Origin of the sequence: Fulvivirga marina (assembly GCF_016775155.1) — a bacterium.
Taxonomy (GTDB): Bacteria; Bacteroidota; Bacteroidia; order Cytophagales; family Cyclobacteriaceae; genus Fulvivirga; species Fulvivirga marina.
Genome location: NZ_JAEUGD010000053.1, coordinates 94020 through 113862 on the forward strand (window position 1 = coordinate 94020; position 19843 = coordinate 113862).

18 protein-coding genes are annotated in these 19843 nt (G+C 40.7%); 14 read left to right on the forward strand and 4 right to left on the reverse strand.

The genetic code is table 11. The features are described from left to right. Window positions 1-15: 15 nt before the first annotated feature. From JMN32_RS15400 to JMN32_RS15425, 6 genes are all read left to right on the forward strand, one after another. Complete coding sequence (locus JMN32_RS15400; protein ID WP_202857244.1) at window positions 16-462, forward strand: hypothetical protein; 447 nt, start codon at window positions 16-18, stop codon at window positions 460-462. Between the two features lie 105 nt (window positions 463-567). Then, window positions 568-993, forward strand: coding sequence for a hypothetical protein (locus tag JMN32_RS15405; protein WP_202857245.1), 426 nt, complete (start codon window positions 568-570; stop codon window positions 991-993). 42 nt (window positions 994-1035) lie between these two features. Beyond that, window positions 1036-1482, forward strand: coding sequence for a hypothetical protein (locus JMN32_RS15410; RefSeq protein WP_202857246.1), 447 nt, complete (start codon window positions 1036-1038; stop codon window positions 1480-1482). Window positions 1483-1850: 368 nt separating this feature from the next. After that, entirely contained in the window at window positions 1851-2681 is an 831-nt protein-coding gene (locus JMN32_RS15415) for an ATP cone domain-containing protein (RefSeq protein ID WP_202857247.1), read from the forward strand. Between the two features lie 41 nt (window positions 2682-2722). Continuing rightward, window positions 2723-4225 (forward strand): thymidine phosphorylase family protein, encoded by a 1503-nt coding sequence (locus JMN32_RS15420; protein ID WP_202857248.1) that lies wholly within the window; start codon window positions 2723-2725, stop codon window positions 4223-4225. A gap of 3 nt (window positions 4226-4228) precedes the next feature. Further along, window positions 4229-5131 carry a ribose-phosphate pyrophosphokinase gene (locus JMN32_RS15425; protein ID WP_202857249.1) on the forward strand — a complete coding sequence of 301 codons (903 nt, stop codon included), beginning with the start codon at window positions 4229-4231 and terminating at the stop codon, window positions 5129-5131. A gap of 39 nt (window positions 5132-5170) precedes the next feature. Here the strand turns inward: JMN32_RS15425 and JMN32_RS15430 are convergent, their stop codons facing one another. Beyond that, window positions 5171-5311 carry a pinensin family lanthipeptide gene (locus JMN32_RS15430; RefSeq protein WP_202857250.1) on the reverse strand — a complete coding sequence of 47 codons (141 nt, stop codon included), beginning with the start codon at window positions 5309-5311 and terminating at the stop codon, window positions 5171-5173. A gap of 457 nt (window positions 5312-5768) precedes the next feature. Between JMN32_RS15430 and JMN32_RS15435 the strand changes: the two genes are divergently transcribed. Then, complete coding sequence (locus tag JMN32_RS15435; RefSeq protein ID WP_202857251.1) at window positions 5769-6299, forward strand: hypothetical protein; 531 nt, start codon at window positions 5769-5771, stop codon at window positions 6297-6299. A gap of 206 nt (window positions 6300-6505) precedes the next feature. Continuing rightward, window positions 6506-7225, forward strand: coding sequence for a tetratricopeptide repeat protein (locus tag JMN32_RS15440; protein WP_202857252.1), 720 nt, complete (start codon window positions 6506-6508; stop codon window positions 7223-7225). Window positions 7226-7382: 157 nt separating this feature from the next. On the opposite strand, the gene JMN32_RS15445 is transcribed toward JMN32_RS15440, so the two are convergent. Continuing rightward, a complete protein-coding gene (locus JMN32_RS15445; protein WP_238354496.1) occupies window positions 7383-9419 on the reverse strand; it encodes a dipeptidyl peptidase 3 in 2037 nt (678 codons plus the stop codon). Between the two features lie 239 nt (window positions 9420-9658). Here JMN32_RS15445 and JMN32_RS15450 point away from each other — a divergent pair, with 239 nt between their 5' ends. After that, entirely contained in the window at window positions 9659-10255 is a 597-nt protein-coding gene (locus JMN32_RS15450; RefSeq protein WP_202857253.1) for a FecR domain-containing protein, read from the forward strand. Window positions 10256-10302: 47 nt separating this feature from the next. Here the strand turns inward: JMN32_RS15450 and JMN32_RS15455 are convergent, their stop codons facing one another. Both JMN32_RS15455 and JMN32_RS15460 read right to left on the reverse strand, forming a co-directional pair. After that, a complete protein-coding gene (locus tag JMN32_RS15455; RefSeq protein WP_202857254.1) occupies window positions 10303-12102 on the reverse strand; it encodes an SLC13 family permease in 1800 nt (599 codons plus the stop codon). Window positions 12103-12247: 145 nt separating this feature from the next. Continuing rightward, window positions 12248-12694, reverse strand: coding sequence for an RrF2 family transcriptional regulator (locus JMN32_RS15460; protein WP_202857255.1), 447 nt, complete (start codon window positions 12692-12694; stop codon window positions 12248-12250). Between the two features lie 268 nt (window positions 12695-12962). Here JMN32_RS15460 and JMN32_RS15465 point away from each other — a divergent pair, with 268 nt between their 5' ends. The 5 genes from JMN32_RS15465 (at window position 12963) to JMN32_RS15485 (ending at window position 19681) form a co-directional block, all read left to right on the forward strand. After that, window positions 12963-15332, forward strand: a complete 2370-nt coding sequence (locus JMN32_RS15465; RefSeq protein ID WP_202857256.1) for a TonB-dependent receptor — start codon at window positions 12963-12965, stop codon at window positions 15330-15332. A gap of 29 nt (window positions 15333-15361) precedes the next feature. Then, window positions 15362-16597, forward strand: coding sequence for a DUF4374 domain-containing protein (locus JMN32_RS15470; RefSeq protein ID WP_202857257.1), 1236 nt, complete (start codon window positions 15362-15364; stop codon window positions 16595-16597). Window positions 16598-16660: 63 nt separating this feature from the next. Further along, a complete protein-coding gene (locus JMN32_RS15475) occupies window positions 16661-17392 on the forward strand; it encodes a DUF4198 domain-containing protein (protein WP_202857258.1) in 732 nt (243 codons plus the stop codon). Window positions 17393-17495: 103 nt separating this feature from the next. Further along, window positions 17496-18038, forward strand: a complete 543-nt coding sequence (locus JMN32_RS27375; protein ID WP_238354497.1) for a hypothetical protein — start codon at window positions 17496-17498, stop codon at window positions 18036-18038. Then, the gene (locus JMN32_RS15485) at window positions 18038-19681 is read left to right on the forward strand and encodes a PepSY-associated TM helix domain-containing protein (protein WP_202857259.1); all 1644 of its coding nucleotides are present in this window, start codon (window positions 18038-18040) and stop codon (window positions 19679-19681) included. The genes JMN32_RS27375 and JMN32_RS15485 overlap by 1 nt, the downstream gene beginning before the upstream one ends. The last annotated feature ends 162 nt before the right edge of the window (window positions 19682-19843 follow it).

Genomic DNA, 19843 nt, shown 5'->3' on the forward strand with positions numbered 1-19843 from the left:
TATCAATAAACCAAAATGAATGCAGAAATAGAAACACCTATTACAAGATTATACGCTATTAGTAATGGTACATCACTAAACTTTGATCCATCCGGACCATACCTGATAGCTTCATGGCTTGGGTTTGCTATGTCTGAAGAGTTTAGATCATTTTTGGATAAGAGCATTGGCTTGATCGAAGAAAAGGTAAAAGAGCATGGTAAACTGGGATGGATCTCAGATTTCAGGGAAGGCAAAGCGGTTTTGGATGAAGATGTACAATGGGCTACTGAAAACTGGAATTCCAGGGCAAGTGAAGCCGGCTTACAATATAATGCTCTTATAATTCCCGAAAACCTCTTTTTAGGCCTGGCGGCTAATGATTATAAGGAAACTACTGAACAGGTGGAGGGAATAGTTGTAAAGCGATTTAAAGACATAGAGTCTGCCAGAGTCTGGCTTAGTGAGGTTCTCAATAACTAGTTGAGAGTTCTCTAATTGATTTAATGGAATATAAATGGAACAGTTACACACTTTGTTTGATCGAGAAATAAACTCTGTAAAAAATAATACTTAACAAGTTTAATCATGGAAGTAACAACTTTATTTAAAATGGGAACATCAACAATCGATTTCGATCCTTCAGTTCCCTGTCTTGTTCATACCAGTTCAGGGTTTCTGATGAGTGATGAATTGAGGCAACAAATGAATGCTGGCTTAGAATTACTGATAAAAAAGAAACATGAATTGGGCAAAATAGCCTGGTTGGCTAATACAAAAGGCATGGAGCCTCTATTAGAAGAAGATACAATGTGGATAGCCAGGGAATGGAATGCCAGGGTATGTGAGGCGGGAGTCAGGCATATTGCATTGATTACACCGGAAAGCGAACTGGCTGAGATGAGTCATGAAGTTTATGAAGAAAATTTAGAAATAACGGATGACGGGTTGGTGGTCCGGACATTTGCAGATCTAGCGTCAGCCAAGGCATGGCTTAAGGAAGTCTTGAAGTAAAGTAATAAAAGAAACCTTGTTTGAAATAAATATTAATAACGATTGAGAAAAAATAAAATGCAAACAGAAATACTTTATCAACTTGAGGAATCAATCATTGAATATGACCCATCGGTACCATGTATCATAGGTAGGCATATTGGCTTTCATATGAGCAATGAGTTCAGACAATTTTTGGATAAGGGACTGGAATTAATGGTTGAAAAAATGAAAGAGCATGGAAAGGTGGCGTGGGTGGCAAACCTGCATCAATCAGACGTTATTATAGAAGAGGACAATATATGGGCGGCTGAAGACTGGACCCCCAGGGCTTTGAAGGCGGGTATCTGCCACACGGCATTTGTGCTGCATGAAGATGAATACGCTTTGGCGAACATGAATCAGGAGGTTTATCAAGACCAGATCGCCAAAAACCAAAATGAAATGATTATTGGGCGCTTTAAAGATGAGGAATCTGCTAAAGCGTGGCTCAGGGAGATGCTTAAATAGTTGGACTTAAACCCCTATTCAAATTAATAACATTTAAATTACGAAACGAGGAAAACTAAGGCTATCTAGCATGGTTAAGGGGTGAATAGTCAATTGAAATTTTGAATAATTAATTGTTGTTGAGGCCGTTTTTATAAACGGCCTCAAATTTTTTCACTCAGAATTACTTCAGGAGCCTCAGTTTTTCATTTTGATCTTATCTTTTCATAGTCCATTTAACAGTTACTCTATAAGCTGACAAAAGTCATTGGTCATGCTGAGAGTGATCATTCACCAGCCCTGAAGATATAAGCATCTTTAAGTCATGGCCTTTAGAGTTTGTGCCAGTATTAAGTGAAAAATAGTGAGTCCGGTCTCAATACTAAAAGATGGTTAATGTAATCAAAGCCTCTGGGGAGAAAGCTCCTTTTGTATCTTCTAAGTTACTGGCGTCATTAAAGCGCGCTGGAGCGAGTGAAAGTCTTGCACAAAATATTTTAAGAGAGATGGAGGCACTTTTGTATGAAGGGATCACTACTAAAAAAATTTATAAAGAGGCCTTTGCCAGATTACGCAAAAGCTCAAAACCGATGGCAGCCAAATACAAGCTGAAAGCAGCTATTATGGAACTGGGGCCGACGGGTTATCCTTTTGAAAAATTTGTAGGTGAAATACTCCATTATCAGGGGTTTGATGTTAAAGTAGGAGTAATAGTGCAGGGGCATTGCGTACAGCATGAGATAGATGTAGTCGCTGAAAAAGCCTCAGATCACTATATGGTGGAGTGCAAATTTCATAGTGATCAGGCCAGGCACTGTGATGTAAAGGTGCCATTGTACATTCATTCTCGTTTTAGGGACGTGGAAAAGCAATGGAAAAAACATGAAGCCCATAGTACCAAATTTCATCAGGGTTGGATTTTTACCAATACCAGGTTTACAGATGATGCCATTAAATATGGTAGTTGTGCAGGCTTAATGTTAGTAGGGTGGAATTATCCCAGGAAAGGTGGTTTGAAAGACTTTATTGATAAGTTAGGCCTGCACCCCGTCACCTCATTGACCACACTGACCAAATATGAAAAACAAACCCTTTTATCAGGAAATCATGTTTTGTGCCGGGATATATGCGATAACCCTAAACTACTGAGCAAGATAGGGGTAAAGACAGGTAGGCAAAAAGGAGTATTGGAAGAAGCGAGGGCATTATGTGACCAATAAGAGAAAGCGGCAATAGTAGGCAGGTATTTAATGAAAGCATTATGAAACACCAGGTAAACAAACTTGTGTTTAAACGATTGGGCATTGATACCCAACACGAGCACTTTGCCTACATGCGCGAAGATTGTCAGGTCTGTATTTCAGAGGGATTCGAGGCATTGACACGAATTAGGGTCACCAATGGTAAGAAGTCGATAGTTGCGAGTTTGAATGTAGTTCGTTCGCAAATACTCAAGACAGGAGAAATCAGCTTATCGGAAAGTGCAATACAGGCGTTAGGTATTGAGGAAGGGGCAAGTGTGACGGTATCCCACCTGCATCCTATTGATTCGCTTGGCTATGTCAGGTCAAAGATCTTTGGGAATGAACTTACTTCAGGGCAGTTTCAGATGATCATAAAGGATATAGTTGATGGTAACTACTCTAATATACACCTGTCCGCCTTTATTACCGCCTGTGCTGGAAGCCGGATGCAGATAGATGAGATCATTTCACTTACGGAAGCAATGATCGATACTGGTCATAAAATGCATTGGCCAGGGCAGTGTATTGTTGATAAGCATTGTATAGGTGGATTGCCCGGGAACAGGACCACTCCCATCATAGTGTCTATAGTAAGTGCCTTCGGGCTTACGATGCCTAAGACTTCTTCAAGAGCGATCACATCTCCTGCCGGAACAGCCGATACCATGGAAGTAATAACACCAGTAACCCTGACCATGGAGCAAATTAAAAGAGTGGTGGAAAAGGAAGGTGGATGTATTGCCTGGGGAGGTACTGCTATGCTTAGTCCGGCTGATGATATTTTGATCAAGGTGGAAAAAGCTTTGGATATTGATAGTGAGGGGCAGCTAATTGCCTCAGTGTTATCTAAAAAGGTATCCGCCGGATCGGGGCATGTTATCATTGATATGCCAGTGGGTGAGACTGCTAAGCTTCGAAGTATAGAAGCTGCCAACCTGCTGAAAGTTCAGATGGAAAAAGTTGCTCATGCCATAGGCTTAAAGCTTAAGGTAGTAATTACTGATGGAGCACAACCGGTTGGAAGAGGCATCGGGCCAGCTCTGGAGGCCAGAGATGTTCTTGCTGTGCTAAGAAACGCCCCGGATGCACCAGTTGATCTCAGGGAAAGGGCATTATTACTGGCGGGAGAGTTGCTGGAATTGTCGGGAAAGGTAGACGCCGGCGAAGGGAATGACCTTGCCCGGAAGATACTCGATTCAGGTAAGGCTTATGATAAATTTCTGGCTATTTGTCAGGCACAGGGAGGGTTTTCAGAGCCAAAGGTGGCTAAATACCGACATCAAATTAAGGCAGAAAGTGATGGTGTTGTGGTGAAAGTGGACAACCGCCGGCTTTCCAAGGTGGCCAAGCTGGCTGGAGCCCCTGATGATAAAGCATCTGGCGTTGACTTCCTTACACCTATAGGAACCAAGGTGGAGCAAGGGCAAATACTTTATGTTGTCTATGCCGAATCAAAAGGTGAATTGGAATATGCACTTGAATACTTGTCTTCACAAAAAGGGATCATTGAAATAGCCTGATATATGGATACAATAATATTTGCACTTCCCGGAAATGAGGAGCTGACAACAAAACTGATATATAAGCTTGATGCTGAAAAGGGAGAAGCGGTCATTCGGCATTTTCCCGACGGGGAAACGTATGTCAGGGTAAGTTCAGATGTAAAAGATAAACGGGTAGTTTTGGTATGCACACTGAATTCTCCTGATGATAAAATATTACCACTGTATTTCCTTTCTAAAACGGTTAAAGATCTTGGGGCTGGTTCGGTTTGCCTGATAGCACCTTATTTGTCATATATGAGACAGGATAAGCGGTTTAATACCGGTGAAGGGATTACTTCAGCATATTTTGGACGCCTGGTGTCTGGCTTTGCAGATACGCTGATAACCATCGACCCTCATTTGCATCGAATAGCTTCCTTGTCTGAAATATACTATATCCCTACGCAGATTATGCATGCTGCTCAAAGCATTTCTGACTGGATCAGAAAAAATATCACAAAACCGGTGCTGGTGGGGCCTGATAGTGAGAGTGAACAATGGGTTGCTCAGGTTGCTCGGGATGCAGGTGCGCCATTTGTAGTTCTTGAAAAAACCAGACATGGAGATAGAGATGTAAAGGTATCAATACCTCATGTTGAGGCATATACTGACTATACGCCTGTATTGGTTGATGATATTATATCAACTGCTACAACCATGGTCAGGACCGTAGCCCAATTGCGGGGGGTAGGAATGAAGGCTCCGATATGCATTGGCATACATGGCATATTCGCCGATAATGCATACGAAGAATTGCTAGAGGCAGGAGCCAAAGAAGTGGTTACAACGAATGCCATTACCCATAAAAGTAACCGGATTGATATCAGTGACTTGCTCGCTCAAGGTTACCAGCATCTTCTAAGAGACCAACCTATAATGTGATTAAAATACAAGGGTGCCCTTAGCAGGCACCTCTTGGTTTTATTCGCAAACTGTTCCAGTTGCAGGCTGGATTCCACATGTAGAATCACAACCGGTACAAATGTTTGCTCCACCTCTGATTTTATCAAGAGTAATAAAACTCTTTACCCTTAAATCTTTAAGTTTTAGTTTCTTTTTCATAATGCTAGAATTTATTGATTTTACAATAGCATTAAAATACATAAGTAGAGTATTGAAAGCAATTTATATAACTCATCATGTGCTTTTTGTTTTGATTTTGAATTAATTTCATTTTTGATTGAATTTGTAAATTATTGATTAAGTTGTTGTTAAATAACTTTATGTCTTTTGAATCCATGGTATGTGGGAGTAAATTACATGGGTGGTATGTAAGTTTTTGTTTGTTGAGGGAGTATCAATAAGACTTGGTTAGAAATAGAGGTATTTACTAGTTATGGTAGAAGTCAATTTGAGAACCGCAAACCTTCAGGCAGGTATCTGCTGGGCAAAGAGTGTCCATACATGCAAATGGAAATACTGCGGGACTCGGAGTAGGTTTCGGTTTCTCTCCATTATCTTTAATCTTAGAAGGGAGACTCATGATCAAATATGACTACCGGCAAACTCAATTTATAGTATGGCAAAAAGACTAATCATCCTTTCCGATCTATGGGGCAAAGAGCGGTCTGGCTGGGTGAATAACTATATCCGTTATTTGAAAGAAGGGTTTGAAGTCCAGTATTATGACTGTTGTGAGTTGGGCGGAGTTGATAAATCTATTTATGCTGAGGAGGTGCTACACCGGCAGTTTGTAAATGGGGGAGTTGGCAGGGCTGTTGAACAGTTACTTACCTTAGAAAAGGGCAAAGTGTCTATTCTGGCATTTAGTGTGGGAGGTACTATAGCTTGGAAATTTGCACTTGAAAGTGACAGGGTTGAATCGCTCTACTGTGTATCGTCTACAAGGTTAAGATATGAAACGATAAGGCCGGAAGGAAAAATAGAGCTTTATTTTGGGCAGAATGATCCTTTCATTCCTCAAAAACGGTGGCTTGATAAAATAAATGTTGTTTATAGCATTTTGCCTGATAAGGACCATCAATTCTATGCAGAAGCAGAGTTTTCAGAACATTTGAGTAGACATATTTTAAATAAAGACAATCATTAACCCGCGAACAGACTAAATACCACGTCATTCAAAAAAATCGGAGTATAGCGAGGATAATATTTGAAATACCCTGTTTACAACCTTTGGGTTAGGTACTTCTTATGGCTTATTTTAGTTCAGCCGTACTTAACTAAATACCTTATCTTCTTGTACGCACATACAGAAATAATTAGCTTGTAGTGTTTTAAGTTAATGGATAAAATAGAATGACAAGGATATTCATAGCTGTATTTGTTTTACTCTCAACTACATTGTTTGCTCAACAAATAACCCCTGAACAGTGGGAGGAGTTGGTAAAAACAAATAACAGGCTCCTTCCTAAATATGGCCTGAAGCCAAGAACAGCACCGCAGAAAGAGTCAGATGAAACATTCATTAATCAGGTTATGAAGCAAGAGCAGTTTAGCGGGGACAGGACCGCTGCTTCAAATCATATGATAGGTCTTGGGTTTGATTATTTGTACCGTGGCGATGTGAAGACAGCGATGTACCGTTTCAATCAGGCCTATCTACTGGATAGCCTTAATACAAATATTTATTGGGGATATGGGGCTGTTTATATGACAATTAGGGACTACGACAAGGCAAGAAAGCAGTATGAGATGGGCCTTACGGAAAAGCCTGAAAACACACATTTGCTAACAGGTTATGGGACATATCACATGACTCAATACTATGTACTTCAACCTCATGATGAAGAGAAAGCTTTATCATACCTTGATTCTGCAGTCACTTATATGAGAAAGTCATACAATCTGGATCCGAAAGATCAGAATACGTTGTTCAAACTTTCAATTAGCTACTGGTTAAAAGGAGATTGCGATAATGCCTGGAATTACTATGATAAATGTGCTACTCTGGGAGGCCGGCCCATTACAGAAGCATATACAAAAGATTTAAATAAAAAATGTAAAAGAAAGAAATAGGGAACCTTCAGGAACTATATCCACCATCCTACAGTATGAAGAAAAAAGCCCGCTTCGACATTTGCCAAAGCGGGCTTTTTCTGCACGATGCTACCTAATTTATTTATCCTTGTAAAAAACTGTAACGGTTATTCCGCACTAGTCACAGTTTTGGTAATTACTCAACCGGAAGGTTGGCGTAATTCTCTGAGTAGTATAACATCTGCTCTGTAAAGTCTTTAGGGTACTCTACTTTAACATCAGTAATATTTCCAGAGTCGTCAGTTACCGGTACAAGTACAGGGTTAATGAAACCACCGTAAGGAGCAGTTTTTAATTTTTCCACTCTTTGAAGCACTTCTTTATGAAGCTCCTGATCCACCTGAACGCCATAGTTTTCAATCAGGTTTTTACCAGCCTCATAGTCACCCTCTGATTTAATGCGTTGAATTTCTTTGAGCAACTCACCAAAGAGGGTTCTTAGTTTTTCATAATTGTTAACTACAAAATAAGTCTTTCCATCCTTCGTCTTTCTTTCTATCACATTATCCTCTTTGCCTTTTTCGTAAACCCATTTGGCAATCATTTGACGGTTTCTCATGTGAGCTTCTTCTATTACCTCACCCTCTTCAAGTCTTCTGAGTTGGAGTAATAGTCCGTTTCTGATGTAGCTATCATACTCCTCTTTTCCTACTTCCAGGCTAGGGATCAGACCTAGTTCTACCATTTTAGGGTCCATCAGGTAGTATAGAGCTACCAAGTCAGCACGTCCTTCTTCTAATGCTGAGGCATAGTTCTTCAAGGTTTCCTTAGGCGTGCCTACACCTTCATTAAGTTTACCGGAGGCGTGACCAATAACTTCATGAAGGGCTGTGTGGAGCTTATCTCCCAACTCAGCATGTTCCTTAGCACGCTGCATTTCCTCTTCAGTAAAAGAAAACTCTTCAAGCATACCAGAACCCGAAGCGCCATCATATGCTGAAACGATGTTACCGAGACTCACAGATTTGGAGCCGTGTTGTGCTCTGATCCAGTCAGAGTTAGGCAGGTTAACACCAATGGGGGTAGAAGGGGAAGCATCACCAGACTCACCGGCTACATTAACTACTTTATAGGTAATACCTACAACGTTTTTCTTTTTGTTTTCCTCCAAAATAGGAGCATTGTCTTCAAACCACTGGGCATTGGCTGAGAGTTTAGCCATTCTTTCAGATGCTTCAAAGTCTTTGATCTCAATGATTGACTCATAAGAGCCTCTGTAACCTTTGGGGTCGTTGTATACTTCTATGAAACCATTGATGTAGTCGATATCACCTTCAGTAGCATTTACCCAGGCGATGTTATATTCATCCCATACTTCCAGGTCACCAGTTTGATAATATTTGATTAGCAACTCAAGCGCTTTCTTCTGTTGCTCATTTTCAGCCACGGTAGTAGCTTTTTCAAGCCAGTAAACTATTTTTTCTATAGCGGGACCATATAGACCGCCTACTTTGTACACCTGCTCCTTAAGCTCACCATTCTCTTTCACCATTCTCGAGTTAAGGCCATACCATACAGGAGTTTTGTCTTCTTTATCCACTTTAGAAGCATAATATGCATCTACCTCCGCTGCTGTAATGTCAGGAGCATAGAAGTTAACGGCTGAACCTGTTAATAGACCTTTTTCAGGATCAAGGTTCACTTTCTTGTTATCGATCTCAGCATTGAAAAGGACTTCAACAATAGTATTGTCAAGGCTGGTAGAGGTGGCACTTAACAGTGAATCGAAGTACTCTCTGGAGAACTCAGGCATGATCTTGTTATTAGAATAATGGTGGTGAATACCATTTGAAAACCATATTCTTTTTACATAGACCATGAAGTTTTTCCAATCCTCACTTTCCTTATCGCCCGAATAGTTTTTTACAATGTTTTCGAGAGCATGTCTGATCTCAAGATTGTGTCTGTAATTTTGGTCATACATGATGTCACGTCCTTCCAGGCCAGCTTGAGTGAGGTAATAGACTAGTGTTTTCTGCTGGGCTGTCAATTTATCAAATCCGGGGATCTGATATCTAATGATCTTGAGGTCAGCAAATTGCTCTGCCAAGTGCTCAAACGATTCTTTCTCAGGGGTCACTTCTGCCTGTTGCTCCTGTTGTTTAGGCTTGTTGCAGCTGATCAGTGCCACCGTAATGAGGAGTAGCCAGGCGGTTGGTTTAAAAAGTTTCATATTAATTTTAGGTTTGTTTTAATGCTTTGCAAATATAGTGATTCAGATTTTAGCACCACAGCTGCGCACAAAAGCACTCTAAAGGTGTGTTTTGCAGTATAGATGTGCCTGAAATTCAGATAAATGCTAGTTGAGAGATAGGTATTTTTAATGCATGTCTTAGGGGTGTAAGCAGTTGATAGTGCTATTTATATCCATAATTATTAAATTACTAAACAACCCGACTCTAAAACGATAACATGATGATCAGATTAAAACCATTGCTTTTACTTTTTGTACTTTTCATTCTGTTGGAGGCTTGTAGTAGTAATACCGTGGAGACAGGTGATAATTTTGAAATGGTAGAGTTGCCAGACGGATCGGTAGTGTTCTTAAATCACCATAGTGAAGTTAGTTATGATAAGGATTTTGAAACCAGAACCCTGGAGGTTGCCGGGGAGGTTTTTTTGGATGTAGTCAAAGCTGAAGGTTCATTTGTTGTGAAGACCGCTCATGGAGATGTGACAGTGCTGGGTACAGAGTTCAACGTGAAAACCAGTGCAGAGGAACTGGAAGTAGAAGTAGAGGAAGGTGTGGTAGAAGTTAAAAACTCGAAAGGATATCAGAAGGTTAAGAAAGGGCAGCGGGCTACCTGGAAAAAGGGTGAACAGACCATCAAAAAAGGGAAAGCCGAAATGAAATTTAAAGTCTGGCTTAGTGCGCTGGAAAGGGAGTTTAAGAAACTTGGTAAAGAGATAAAACGAGGGAGCAAGCACGTGCAGAAGGAATCAAAAGAGGTCGGTAAGGAGTTTCATAAAGGTGCAAAAAAGCTTAAAAAAGAGCTTAAAAGCTTATAAAAGCCGATGTGCTACATTCATGGAAATGGCTGTATTTTCAGGTGAGATCATATAAGCCCATAGATCAGAGGAATGCAAATGGTTGATAGAATCCAGAAGAGGATGTTTAGTAGGGTGCCCACTCTGAGAAAATCCAGAAACCGATACTGACCTGCGCTATAGACCATAGTGTTAGTCTGGTAACCCACAGGTGTCATAAAGCTTGCCGATGCTGCAAAAGTTATAGCCATAAGAAAAGGCGTAGGTTCTAAACCAAGGTTTTGTGCTGTGGCAATAGCAATAGGAGCCAAAAGTGCAGCGGCTGCGTTGTTTGACATAATCTCCGTAATCAGAGATGTAGTAAGGTATAGACCGGAAATAATAGCAACGGGACCCCAATGCCCCAGGTTCCCTACCAATGTTTGGGCTATCACCTGGTCAAGACCGGTATTGGTCATGGCAGTGCCCAGGCTTAATGCTCCCGCTAGCAAAAACACTATTTTCCAACTAATGGCCTCATAGGCCTCGCGCATGGAGAGGCACCCCAAAAGTACCAGTACACATACTGCAGTGATGGCACCTACCATGATATCCATAACACCAAGGGTGGCAAGTATAATAATGCTTAGGATGGAGGCCATTACTATTGTAAACTTCTTTTTGTCGAAATCAGTGATAGAATCTTCTGATAGCAGCACAAATGGGGCATCCTGCTCATTTTCCATTTGTTTCAACTCTTTAACAAAGTGTGTTTTTACCTCAGCAAGGATAACGTCACCTGCTTTCAGAGGTACATCATACAGATGGTCTCTAACCACTTCCTGTCTATGCTTGATGGCTAGTGGGATTGCCCGAAAGCGTCTTCTGAAATCTACCTCTTTCAGTGTCTTGCCATCAACCTCCGAGTTAGAAGTGATCACCATTTCTATGAGGGTGGAGTTCGTAGCTTTCAGATCGTCATCGCCAATTTTTACTGGTGAGTTAACGAGTACCTTTGCCCGGCCTTTTAATGACTTGATATTATCTACATTGCACTTTACTTTCAAAATGTCATGGGCTTGGAGCACAAAGTCACCAGGAGGCAGCGTGAAGCGACCGTGCCTGTTTCTTCTGACCTCAATAATATCCATCTCCAACTCTTTTACCAGCTCAGAATCCATGATTTTTTTGCCCACAGAGTCCCCTTTGCCCAGAATCTCGATTTCCGTGAGATAATCGCGTAGCCCAAATTTTGCGGCAAGGTCTTTTTCCTCCTTACGGGATGGTAGCAGTCTGATGCCAATAAATACCATATACAGAATACCACCCGTTAGAAGAACCAACCCCATAGGAGAGAGCTGGAACATGGAGATGGGGTCAAGTCCTGCTTTTTCCGCTATACCACTGACCAGAATATTGGTGGAGGTGCCTATCAAAGTGCATGAGCCTCCAAAGATAGAGGCAAACGAAAGAGGGATCAGCATTTTGGAGGGGCTTTGTCCGGAGGCATTACCAATTTGAATGATTACTGGTATAAATACAGCTACTACCGGAGTATTGTTAACAAAAGCTGAAATAATGGCAATAAGTATCATCATGAGTATGATACCCGAATTGAAGTTGTATCTAAACACTTTGGAAAGCCGGTAGGCCAACAGTTGTAATGCCCCTGTTTTTAGCAGTGCAGCGCTCAGAATAAACATAAAAGCCACCGTTATAGTAGCCTTATTGCTAAACCCTTCCACACCTTCTTCCGCAGTTATGACCCCTGTCAGAATGAGTGATACCATAATCAGTAGTGCTACAAGATCGATAGAAAGTATCTCCGTAGCGAAGAGTATAACCGCACCTAAAATTACACAAAGAGTAATAATAGCATCTGTGGACATTTTAGCTTTTAAGTTAAATTGTTAGTAGTCAGCGATAAAAGTCTGAACTCATTATCGCCAAAATGCCCACATAATTTTTGGGGCCATCAAAGGTAGTAAAATATTAAGTCTATCTATTTAGTAGGGTAAAGAATTAAATTTTTTTTTAATCTTCATTTATTTCGTTTTTCTGTTGGCCTTCCCGCCTAATGATCTCCAGTAGCGTTGATTTTTTTAACATGGAAACGGTTTTATTCCTTACCTCGAGGAATACCTCCCTGATGCCGCAGGTTTCTTCATCTTTACACTCCTCGCAGCGTTCGTAGTACATATAGGTGACACAAGGTAGCAGGGCAATAGGCCCGTCAAAAAGTCGCATGACATCAGCCATGTTTACATCTTCAGGAGCTTTGAGTAGATAGTAGCCCCCAGCTTTACCTTTTCTGCTGGCGAGAATGCCAGCCTTTTTCAAATCAAGTAGTATAGCCTCCAGAAATTTTTGAGGAATACTTTCCGCTTTGGCAATCTCCGCAATAATGATGGGTCCTTCATCTTTTCTTTTGGCAAGGTGAACCAATGCATTTATGGCGTATTTAGTCTTTTTTGAGATCATGAGTGTAAATTTAACACTCTCAGAGTTAAATTAACTACTTCATTTTAAGGATTTAAGGAGCGGTGAGACTTTTAGAGGACTTAGGGGCACACCCATTTCCAGAAAGGTCAACCTGACCTGCACCTCTAAAGGATAAGTCTTTAACTAAAAATGCATTAGTGACCAAAAAATCACTAGTACTAGTGATGTAATTTGACTACGGATAGCTATTGATAAACAATTTCTGCACCTATAGCTTTGTCTTAATTTTTAATTAGTCTAAATAAGAATGACTGTTACCCAAAAAATGTATCGTTATAGCTTATTAATATTTCTGCTTTCTTTCATTTTCTCACTGAGTTATGGACAGGCTACTCTGTTGGGTAAAATAACTGACAAAAGTGGAGAACCTCTAATAGGTGCTGCTATAGTTTTTGAAGAACTAAATAAAGGTGTGGTAACGGATGTTTCAGGTACTTATAACATCAATGTTGAACCAGGCAGTTACACGGTTAAAATAAGCTTTGTCGGTTACAAGTCACATGTTGAAATGATCAGACTGTCAGAGAAATCGCAGACCCTTAATCTGAGCCTGGAGGAGGATGCCAATATTTTGAGTGATGTGGTGGTTATGGGCAAATCGGAAACTACCGAGACCATGGAAAGGCCTTTTACAGTTTCTGCGATTGATGTAAAGCCATTAAAAATTCAAAACCTCGACATCAATCAGATTCTGAATACAACCACGGGTGTGCGTATCCGAGAGGAAGGGGGACTTGGCTCAAATTTCAATTTTTCATTGAATGGATTTAATGGAAGTCAGGTCAAATTTTTTATTGATGGTATACCTATGGATTATTTTGGGTCATCCCTTTCATTGAATAACATTCCTTCCAACCTCATTTCAAAAATCGAAGTATATAAGGGCGTAGTACCAGTGCATTTAGGGTCTGATGCTTTGGGTGGAGCCATAAATATTACCACCAATAGAGCTATAAAAAACTACCTGAATGTATCCTACGCTTTTGGTTCTTTTAATACGCACCGAGCATCCTTGATTGGCAGATTTACCGATAAATCCGGGTTTGTAGTTAATGCCAATGCCTTTTTTAATTACTCCGATAATAATTATACAGTTGATGCGGAGGTGGTAAATATCCAAACCGGGAAAGTGACTGAAGAAGAAGTGGAGCGTTTTCATGATGCCTATCAGTCACAAACCGTGCAGTTAGAGGGAGGTGTTGAAAACAAAAGCTATGCAGACGACCTTTTTCTGGGGCTGATCTTATCTAGTAATGAAAAGGAGATACAGTCTGGCTATAACCTGACCAAGGTGGTGGGGGAGGCATTTACCACTGATAAGGCCCTAATCTCCACCTTGAAATACCAAAAGAAAGACTTGTTGGTCAATGGGTTATCACTAACTGTTAATTCCACCTATAAATATGGTGAAAGTATGCGTGTTGATACCAGCAGCAGGCAGTATAATTGGCGAGGTGAATATGCTGTTAAAGATCTGGACGTACGCTCGGGGGAGATAAGTTGGGATAAGACGGAATTTCGTTTTAACGATAACGCACTCATGGCTTCTGCCAATATTAGCTACACCATAGATGAAAGGCAGTCTATAGCACTTAACAATACTTACTCACGATATAGAAGAGTAGGTGAAGATCCTATTAGTTATAATGCGGTGCCGTTTAGCGAGCCCAATATTCTGACCAAAAATATTACGGGCCTTTCCTATAGCCTTGATTTGGTGGAGGGCAAGCTTCGTTCTGTGCTTTTTGGCAAGCTACTTTATATGGATGCTTTGACCAGAGATGGAGAGGGGACGGCAGATGATGATGTTCTGGTGGCCATAAACAATAAACAAACGCAATATGGTTTTGGCGCAGCTACAACTTACTTTTTAAGTGATAATCTGCAAGTCAAAGCTTCTTACGAACATACCTACAGGCTACCGGAAGTATTGGAAATGTTTGGAAACGGACTTCAAATATTGAGCAACCCAAACCTTGAGGCAGAAAAGAGTCAAAACTTTAATATAGGTTTGTTAGGCAAGAAGAGGTTTAATAGAAACTATATCCTTATAGAAGCAGGCTACCTGTATAGGTTGCCAGAAAACCTGATCCGAAACGCAGCTCTTGGACAAACGAGTACTTATGAAAACCTTCAATCAGCCAGAGCTCATATTTTTGAAGGGGTTATTAAATACACCTACAACGATTGGTTAAACCTGGAGGTAAATGGTACTTACCAGAATATTGTAAATAATCAGAAATACACTTCGGCAGGAGGTGAAAATTATTTGTACGAAGACCGTCTGCCCAATATGCCATTTCTGTTCGGGAACGCAAAAGCAGGCGTGATATTTAATAATGTAGGTAGTGAGACCGGAAAATTAAGCGTTAACTGGTCTACACTTTTTGTGGAAGCTTTCTATCTCAAATGGCCTAGTCAGGGTAGCCAGGAAAGTAAGTATGATATTCCAAGACAAATTTCGCACGACCTTTCGGCTTCTTATGCTATGCAAGATGGAAAATATAACCTGTCCTTGTCATGTACCAATATTATGGACAGCAAACTCTTTGACAATTTCATGCTTCAAAAACCAGGTAGAGCTTTCAATGTGAAGCTCAGTTACTTCATACAATAAAATTACTAATACTTATAAATAAAACTTAAATGGAAAGATTGCTTAAAAATACACCGATACTTTTAGCCTTTGTGTTGATACTATCTCTTGCCTCGTGCTCAGATGATGACACGGTAGTCAAATCAGTTGAAAGTGGCTATGTGATGTCACTCAGAACGCAGGATGCAGATGAAGAGAGTGCTGATTATTATATAACAGTTAACGACCTTATGACAGGTGAGATCAGCGCAGAGGGACAGGGAGTAGAGTTGGCTGGCTGGAACTATAACGGGCATTTTGCTGATACCTATTTTGCATTTGGTTATGACTTAAATGAGTGTATCGGATACAAAATAGTAAACAACCAACTTGTGGAGCAAGGTAAATTTGTCTATGAAAGATTTGATGTTATGGGTGCTATAGACGATCAAAGCTTTTTGGCTATTGGAGCTCCATGGGGAGGAGGATCATATGATTGTCAGATTCAGGTGGTAGATATTAACGAAATAGCTATAACTAAAAATGTTAAACACCCTATATACGAATCGTATGATGCAGAAGGAACGCAGCTTAATGCGTGGCCTACCGGAGCTTATGTAGATGGGGAGAAGCTTTTTGTAGCCTTTTATCCACTAAACGGAAGCTCTTGGAAAACACCTAACACTGATACAGCATACATCAGTGTATACTCCTATCCTGAAATTGAATACATCAAAACCATTAAAGATGCTCGAACAGCACCCATTGGATACTATGGAGGTTCTCCAAGTATTTTGGAGGATGAAAGCGGCAATCATTACACACTGTCTGTTAGCTCTAAAGCTGCAGGTTATACCCAGACAACCAAGCCTTCAGGTATCCTGAAGATTAATGCTGGTGAGGATGAATTTGATGCTGACTATTTCTTTAATGTGGAAGAAGTAGGTTATAAGGTGCTTTCAGCTACCTATATGGGTAATGGACTTGCTGTTGCCAGAGTGATCTCTTTGCAAATGGATGAGGCTGCAGGGGCGCAATCTCAATGGGCTGCTTTCAGCGAGGTTACTCCCCTTTTGAATGTAGCCGTTCTTGACCTTAATAAGAAGACCGTAACTATCGTAGATGATGTGCCATTGCATGGTGGGCAGTACCAAACCCCTTATTTAATTGAAGGTGGTAAAGTATATGTTTCTGTTAATAATGGAACTGAGGCTCATGTATACCAGGTAGACCCTGTTACTGCCTCAGCAACCCAAGGGGCTAAGTTGATAGGAAACCAATTCCAGGCTCTTTTCACTGCTAAATAACAGCTATTGTAAGCCTTATTCCCCACTTATGGAGGAGTAAGGCTTTTGAGAACCACTTGTAAGATGAAAAAATCACTATTTATATTTACCTGTCTTTTGGCAGTGGCATTTCAATCCTCTGCGCACTACTTGTGGTTGGAGACAGCCGAATCGGGTGAGAAAAACAAAGAACATGTAGTTGAGGTATATTTTGGAGAGTACACATACGGGGTTATTGAAAATCCCAATGGTGAAAACTTTGCCAAGGTTAAAAATTTCAGTTTGTGGGTGATATCACCTTCCGGAAAGAAAACGACCATTACTACCTCTGTTAAGGGCAATGCATTTCAGGGGATCTTTACTCCTAAAGAAAACGGAACTTATACCGTTGTGCTTAATAATAACGAAATTGATGTTATCGACTATACGAAGTATGATTTTGGGATATTCAAAACGCATTATCATTCCACAGCCAAAGTGGTAGTAGGAGACAAAGTTGATCTTACCACAGCAGATAATAATGCAGGCTTGGTAGTGGTAAATGCTTCGAGCGATCTGGCTGTTCAAAATTCTTCGGTGGAACTTCAGGTTCTTTACAAAGGCAAGCCCCTGGCCGGACAGGAAGTAGATGTTTATGTAGCTGATCTTTGGACTAAAAAGTTAAAAACCGATGAGCATGGAAAAGTGAGCTTCTCCTTACCATGGAAAACTAAATATACTGTAGAAACTACTAAAAAAGAAGACTTCCCCGGCACCTATAAAGGAGAGGGCTACCAATTTATATGGCATTGCACCACATACTGTATTGCCCTTTAGCTATGATGATCACACTGAGTAGTTTAGTTACTTTCTTTGGGTTTTGGTGTTGTTACCAAACATCTCAACGAGTAGAGCTTAAAGCCACTACCCGTTTGGAGCAATGGCTGGGGAAAGATCTGCCCAAAGCACGACTGATCGGCGTTGGAGGCATGGTAGCCGGATGGGTATTAAGCATGTTAACCTTTGGGATTGGGGCAGGTATTTTTGCCTTTTTGCTCATGCTTATAGTTATATCCAGCCTGGTGATAATGCTAACGCCACTTGGTTTAATGACTCGGAAGAATATTGCTATAGCGGTTCTTATTTGCATCTTTTTAGAATTAGCTTTATAAATATGCCAGCCAACAAAAAGCATCTGACGCCTTCCTTCCACCAGCGTTTTGCCAAGATTACGGCTGGGTTTCTTGGGGGATATTTTATAACCAGTACTTTATTTATGGTATTGGCACTTTATACCGACCGTGCAGTTATGCTGGTCACACTGAGATTTGGAGGATTTATATTATGGTGTGTACTCATGATTATTCCATTTCTTTTCAGAAATGGCTGGAAAGCATGGGGGATCTACCTTGTCACTACCTTGCTGTTTTCTTCTATACTCTATTTTACAAAAACCGAATCACCTGAATTATTTCCCGTATAATGAGCAATCGTATCTATAACACCCTTTTTCACATCCATACCGTCAGTGGTTTAGTGATTAGTGTTGCGCTATTTGTGATTTTTTTCGCCGGCTCTATAAGCTTCTTTCGCGATGATATTATCAACTGGGAGCGTCAACAGCCCATTGTGAAAGGCTCCCAAATGGATGTGGACTTCGATACAGTTATGGACACGTTGGCAGCACGTCATTCTCTTTATGGTAGGGCACTTACCATCCGGCAAATGCATCAGGAGCGAAGGGTCATGGTGTCGGCTACTCCATCGCTGGATACCGCGGCAATAGATGAGGCTAAAAGCAGATTTTTCCTTTACCAGGATCCAGATTCGCAAAAAAGCTATAGCTATTTTGAAGATTTTACCCTTGGAGAGTTTATATACAGACTGCATTTTTTCGCTCAGATACCATACCCCTACGGATACCTGCTTTCTGGTTTTGTGGCATTTTTCTTTCTGTTTGCTATTGTTACGGGTATCATCGTCCATTGGAAGAAGATCATCAGTAACTTCTATTTATTCCGTCCTTGGGCAAAACTTAAAACAGTATGGACAGATGCACATACAGCATTGGGAGTGATTGGACTGCCCTTTCAGTTTATGTTTGCTGTTACCGGAGCGGTGTTGATCATTGGTAGCACGGTTATGCTTGGAGCTACCACCTTATTCTTTTATAATGGCGATACAGAAAAATTGCGTAAGGAAATTTTTGCTGAAGAAGATGCATATCCATTTGCCAATGACCCACAGGAGCACAACTTCAGTATCAATGAACTGGTGTCGAAGACTTTGCAAAAGTGGCAGAACGTAAGCGTAACCAGGGTCGTACTGCAAAACTATGGTGATGCCAGTATGCATGTTGTTGTAAAGGTGAAGCCCAATGATAGTCAGCGTTTTACCGGTATAGGGCAGGTAGCTTATAATGCTTCTACAGGAGAAGAAGTAGCAGCGAAAGATCCATTTGGAAGTACTGACTACGCGGTGGCTGTTCAGGATATTATCCTAAAACTACACTTTGGTAACTATGGAGGGTATGGACTTAAGATCATATATTTTATTTTTGGTATGATCACATGTTTTGTGATACTCTCAGGTGTATTGCTTTGGGTGGAGGCAAGAGACAAGAAAAGTACAGTCCGGTGGAAAAGAAAATCAAACCAATGGGTAGCCGCTATAGTTTTGGCAGTCTCACTAAGCATGTATCCTGTAACAGCACTAAGCTTTACGGTGGTTAAGCTCTTTAAAGATGTGAATGATCCAGCACCCCACCTACTCATTTTTAAGACTTTTTTCATTTCATGGCTGGTATTTTCTATATTTTTTTCAATTAAAAAGGACAGTTATTTCACTAACAAGTACTGCTTGTTATCGGGTAGCGTATTGGGTTTTCTGGTGCCCATTGCCAATGGAGTGGTTTCAGAAACCTGGTTGTGGAAAACATTTAATCAACAACAGGTGCAGATTTTTGTAGTAGATGCTTTTTGGCTGGTAACATCTGTGATAACCTTCCTGATTGTACTTAACTTGAAGCCAAAGATCAAGGGAGAGCATATAGAGATACCCGCACCAATAAAAGATAAAACTGCTGCTAAAAAGGTAATAAAAACCCGTAAGCTACAGCCCGTATAGAGGTACTTTATCATGCAAATGGCGCTTGCAATGTTATTGCATACATTTTTCCGTAATGCTGCCGCAGATGAAGACTTTGATGTCCATATCGATGATCACACTTTTTCTGATAAGAGGGTTGGTGTCGAGTATGTATATCTGCTGTGGATTACAAAAGCTTCC

Bases quoted from the DNA above. Each gene is read 5' to 3' on its own strand.
- JMN32_RS15400 (WP_202857244.1), top strand. From the start codon at position 16: ATGAATGCAGAAATAGAAACACCTATTACAAGATTATACGCTATTAGT.
- JMN32_RS15405 (WP_202857245.1), top strand. From the start codon at position 568: ATGGAAGTAACAACTTTATTTAAAATGGGAACATCAACAATCGATTTC.
- JMN32_RS15415 (WP_202857247.1), top strand. From the start codon at position 1,851: ATGGTTAATGTAATCAAAGCCTCTGGGGAGAAAGCTCCTTTTGTATCT.
- JMN32_RS15420 (WP_202857248.1), top strand. From the start codon at position 2,723: ATGAAACACCAGGTAAACAAACTTGTGTTTAAACGATTGGGCATTGAT.
- JMN32_RS15425 (WP_202857249.1), top strand. From the start codon at position 4,229: ATGGATACAATAATATTTGCACTTCCCGGAAATGAGGAGCTGACAACA.
- JMN32_RS15430 (WP_202857250.1), bottom strand. From the start codon at position 5,311: ATGAAAAAGAAACTAAAACTTAAAGATTTAAGGGTAAAGAGTTTTATT.
- JMN32_RS15435 (WP_202857251.1), top strand. From the start codon at position 5,769: ATGGCAAAAAGACTAATCATCCTTTCCGATCTATGGGGCAAAGAGCGG.
- JMN32_RS15440 (WP_202857252.1), top strand. From the start codon at position 6,506: ATGACAAGGATATTCATAGCTGTATTTGTTTTACTCTCAACTACATTG.
- JMN32_RS15445 (WP_238354496.1), bottom strand. From the start codon at position 9,419: ATGAAACTTTTTAAACCAACCGCCTGGCTACTCCTCATTACGGTGGCA.
- JMN32_RS15450 (WP_202857253.1), top strand. From the start codon at position 9,659: ATGATGATCAGATTAAAACCATTGCTTTTACTTTTTGTACTTTTCATT.
- JMN32_RS15455 (WP_202857254.1), bottom strand. From the start codon at position 12,102: ATGTCCACAGATGCTATTATTACTCTTTGTGTAATTTTAGGTGCGGTT.
- JMN32_RS15460 (WP_202857255.1), bottom strand. From the start codon at position 12,694: ATGATCTCAAAAAAGACTAAATACGCCATAAATGCATTGGTTCACCTT.
- JMN32_RS15465 (WP_202857256.1), top strand. From the start codon at position 12,963: ATGACTGTTACCCAAAAAATGTATCGTTATAGCTTATTAATATTTCTG.
- JMN32_RS15470 (WP_202857257.1), top strand. From the start codon at position 15,362: ATGGAAAGATTGCTTAAAAATACACCGATACTTTTAGCCTTTGTGTTG.
- JMN32_RS15475 (WP_202857258.1), top strand. From the start codon at position 16,661: ATGAAAAAATCACTATTTATATTTACCTGTCTTTTGGCAGTGGCATTT.
- JMN32_RS27375 (WP_238354497.1), top strand. From the start codon at position 17,496: ATGGCTGGGGAAAGATCTGCCCAAAGCACGACTGATCGGCGTTGGAGG.
- JMN32_RS15485 (WP_202857259.1), top strand. From the start codon at position 18,038: ATGAGCAATCGTATCTATAACACCCTTTTTCACATCCATACCGTCAGT.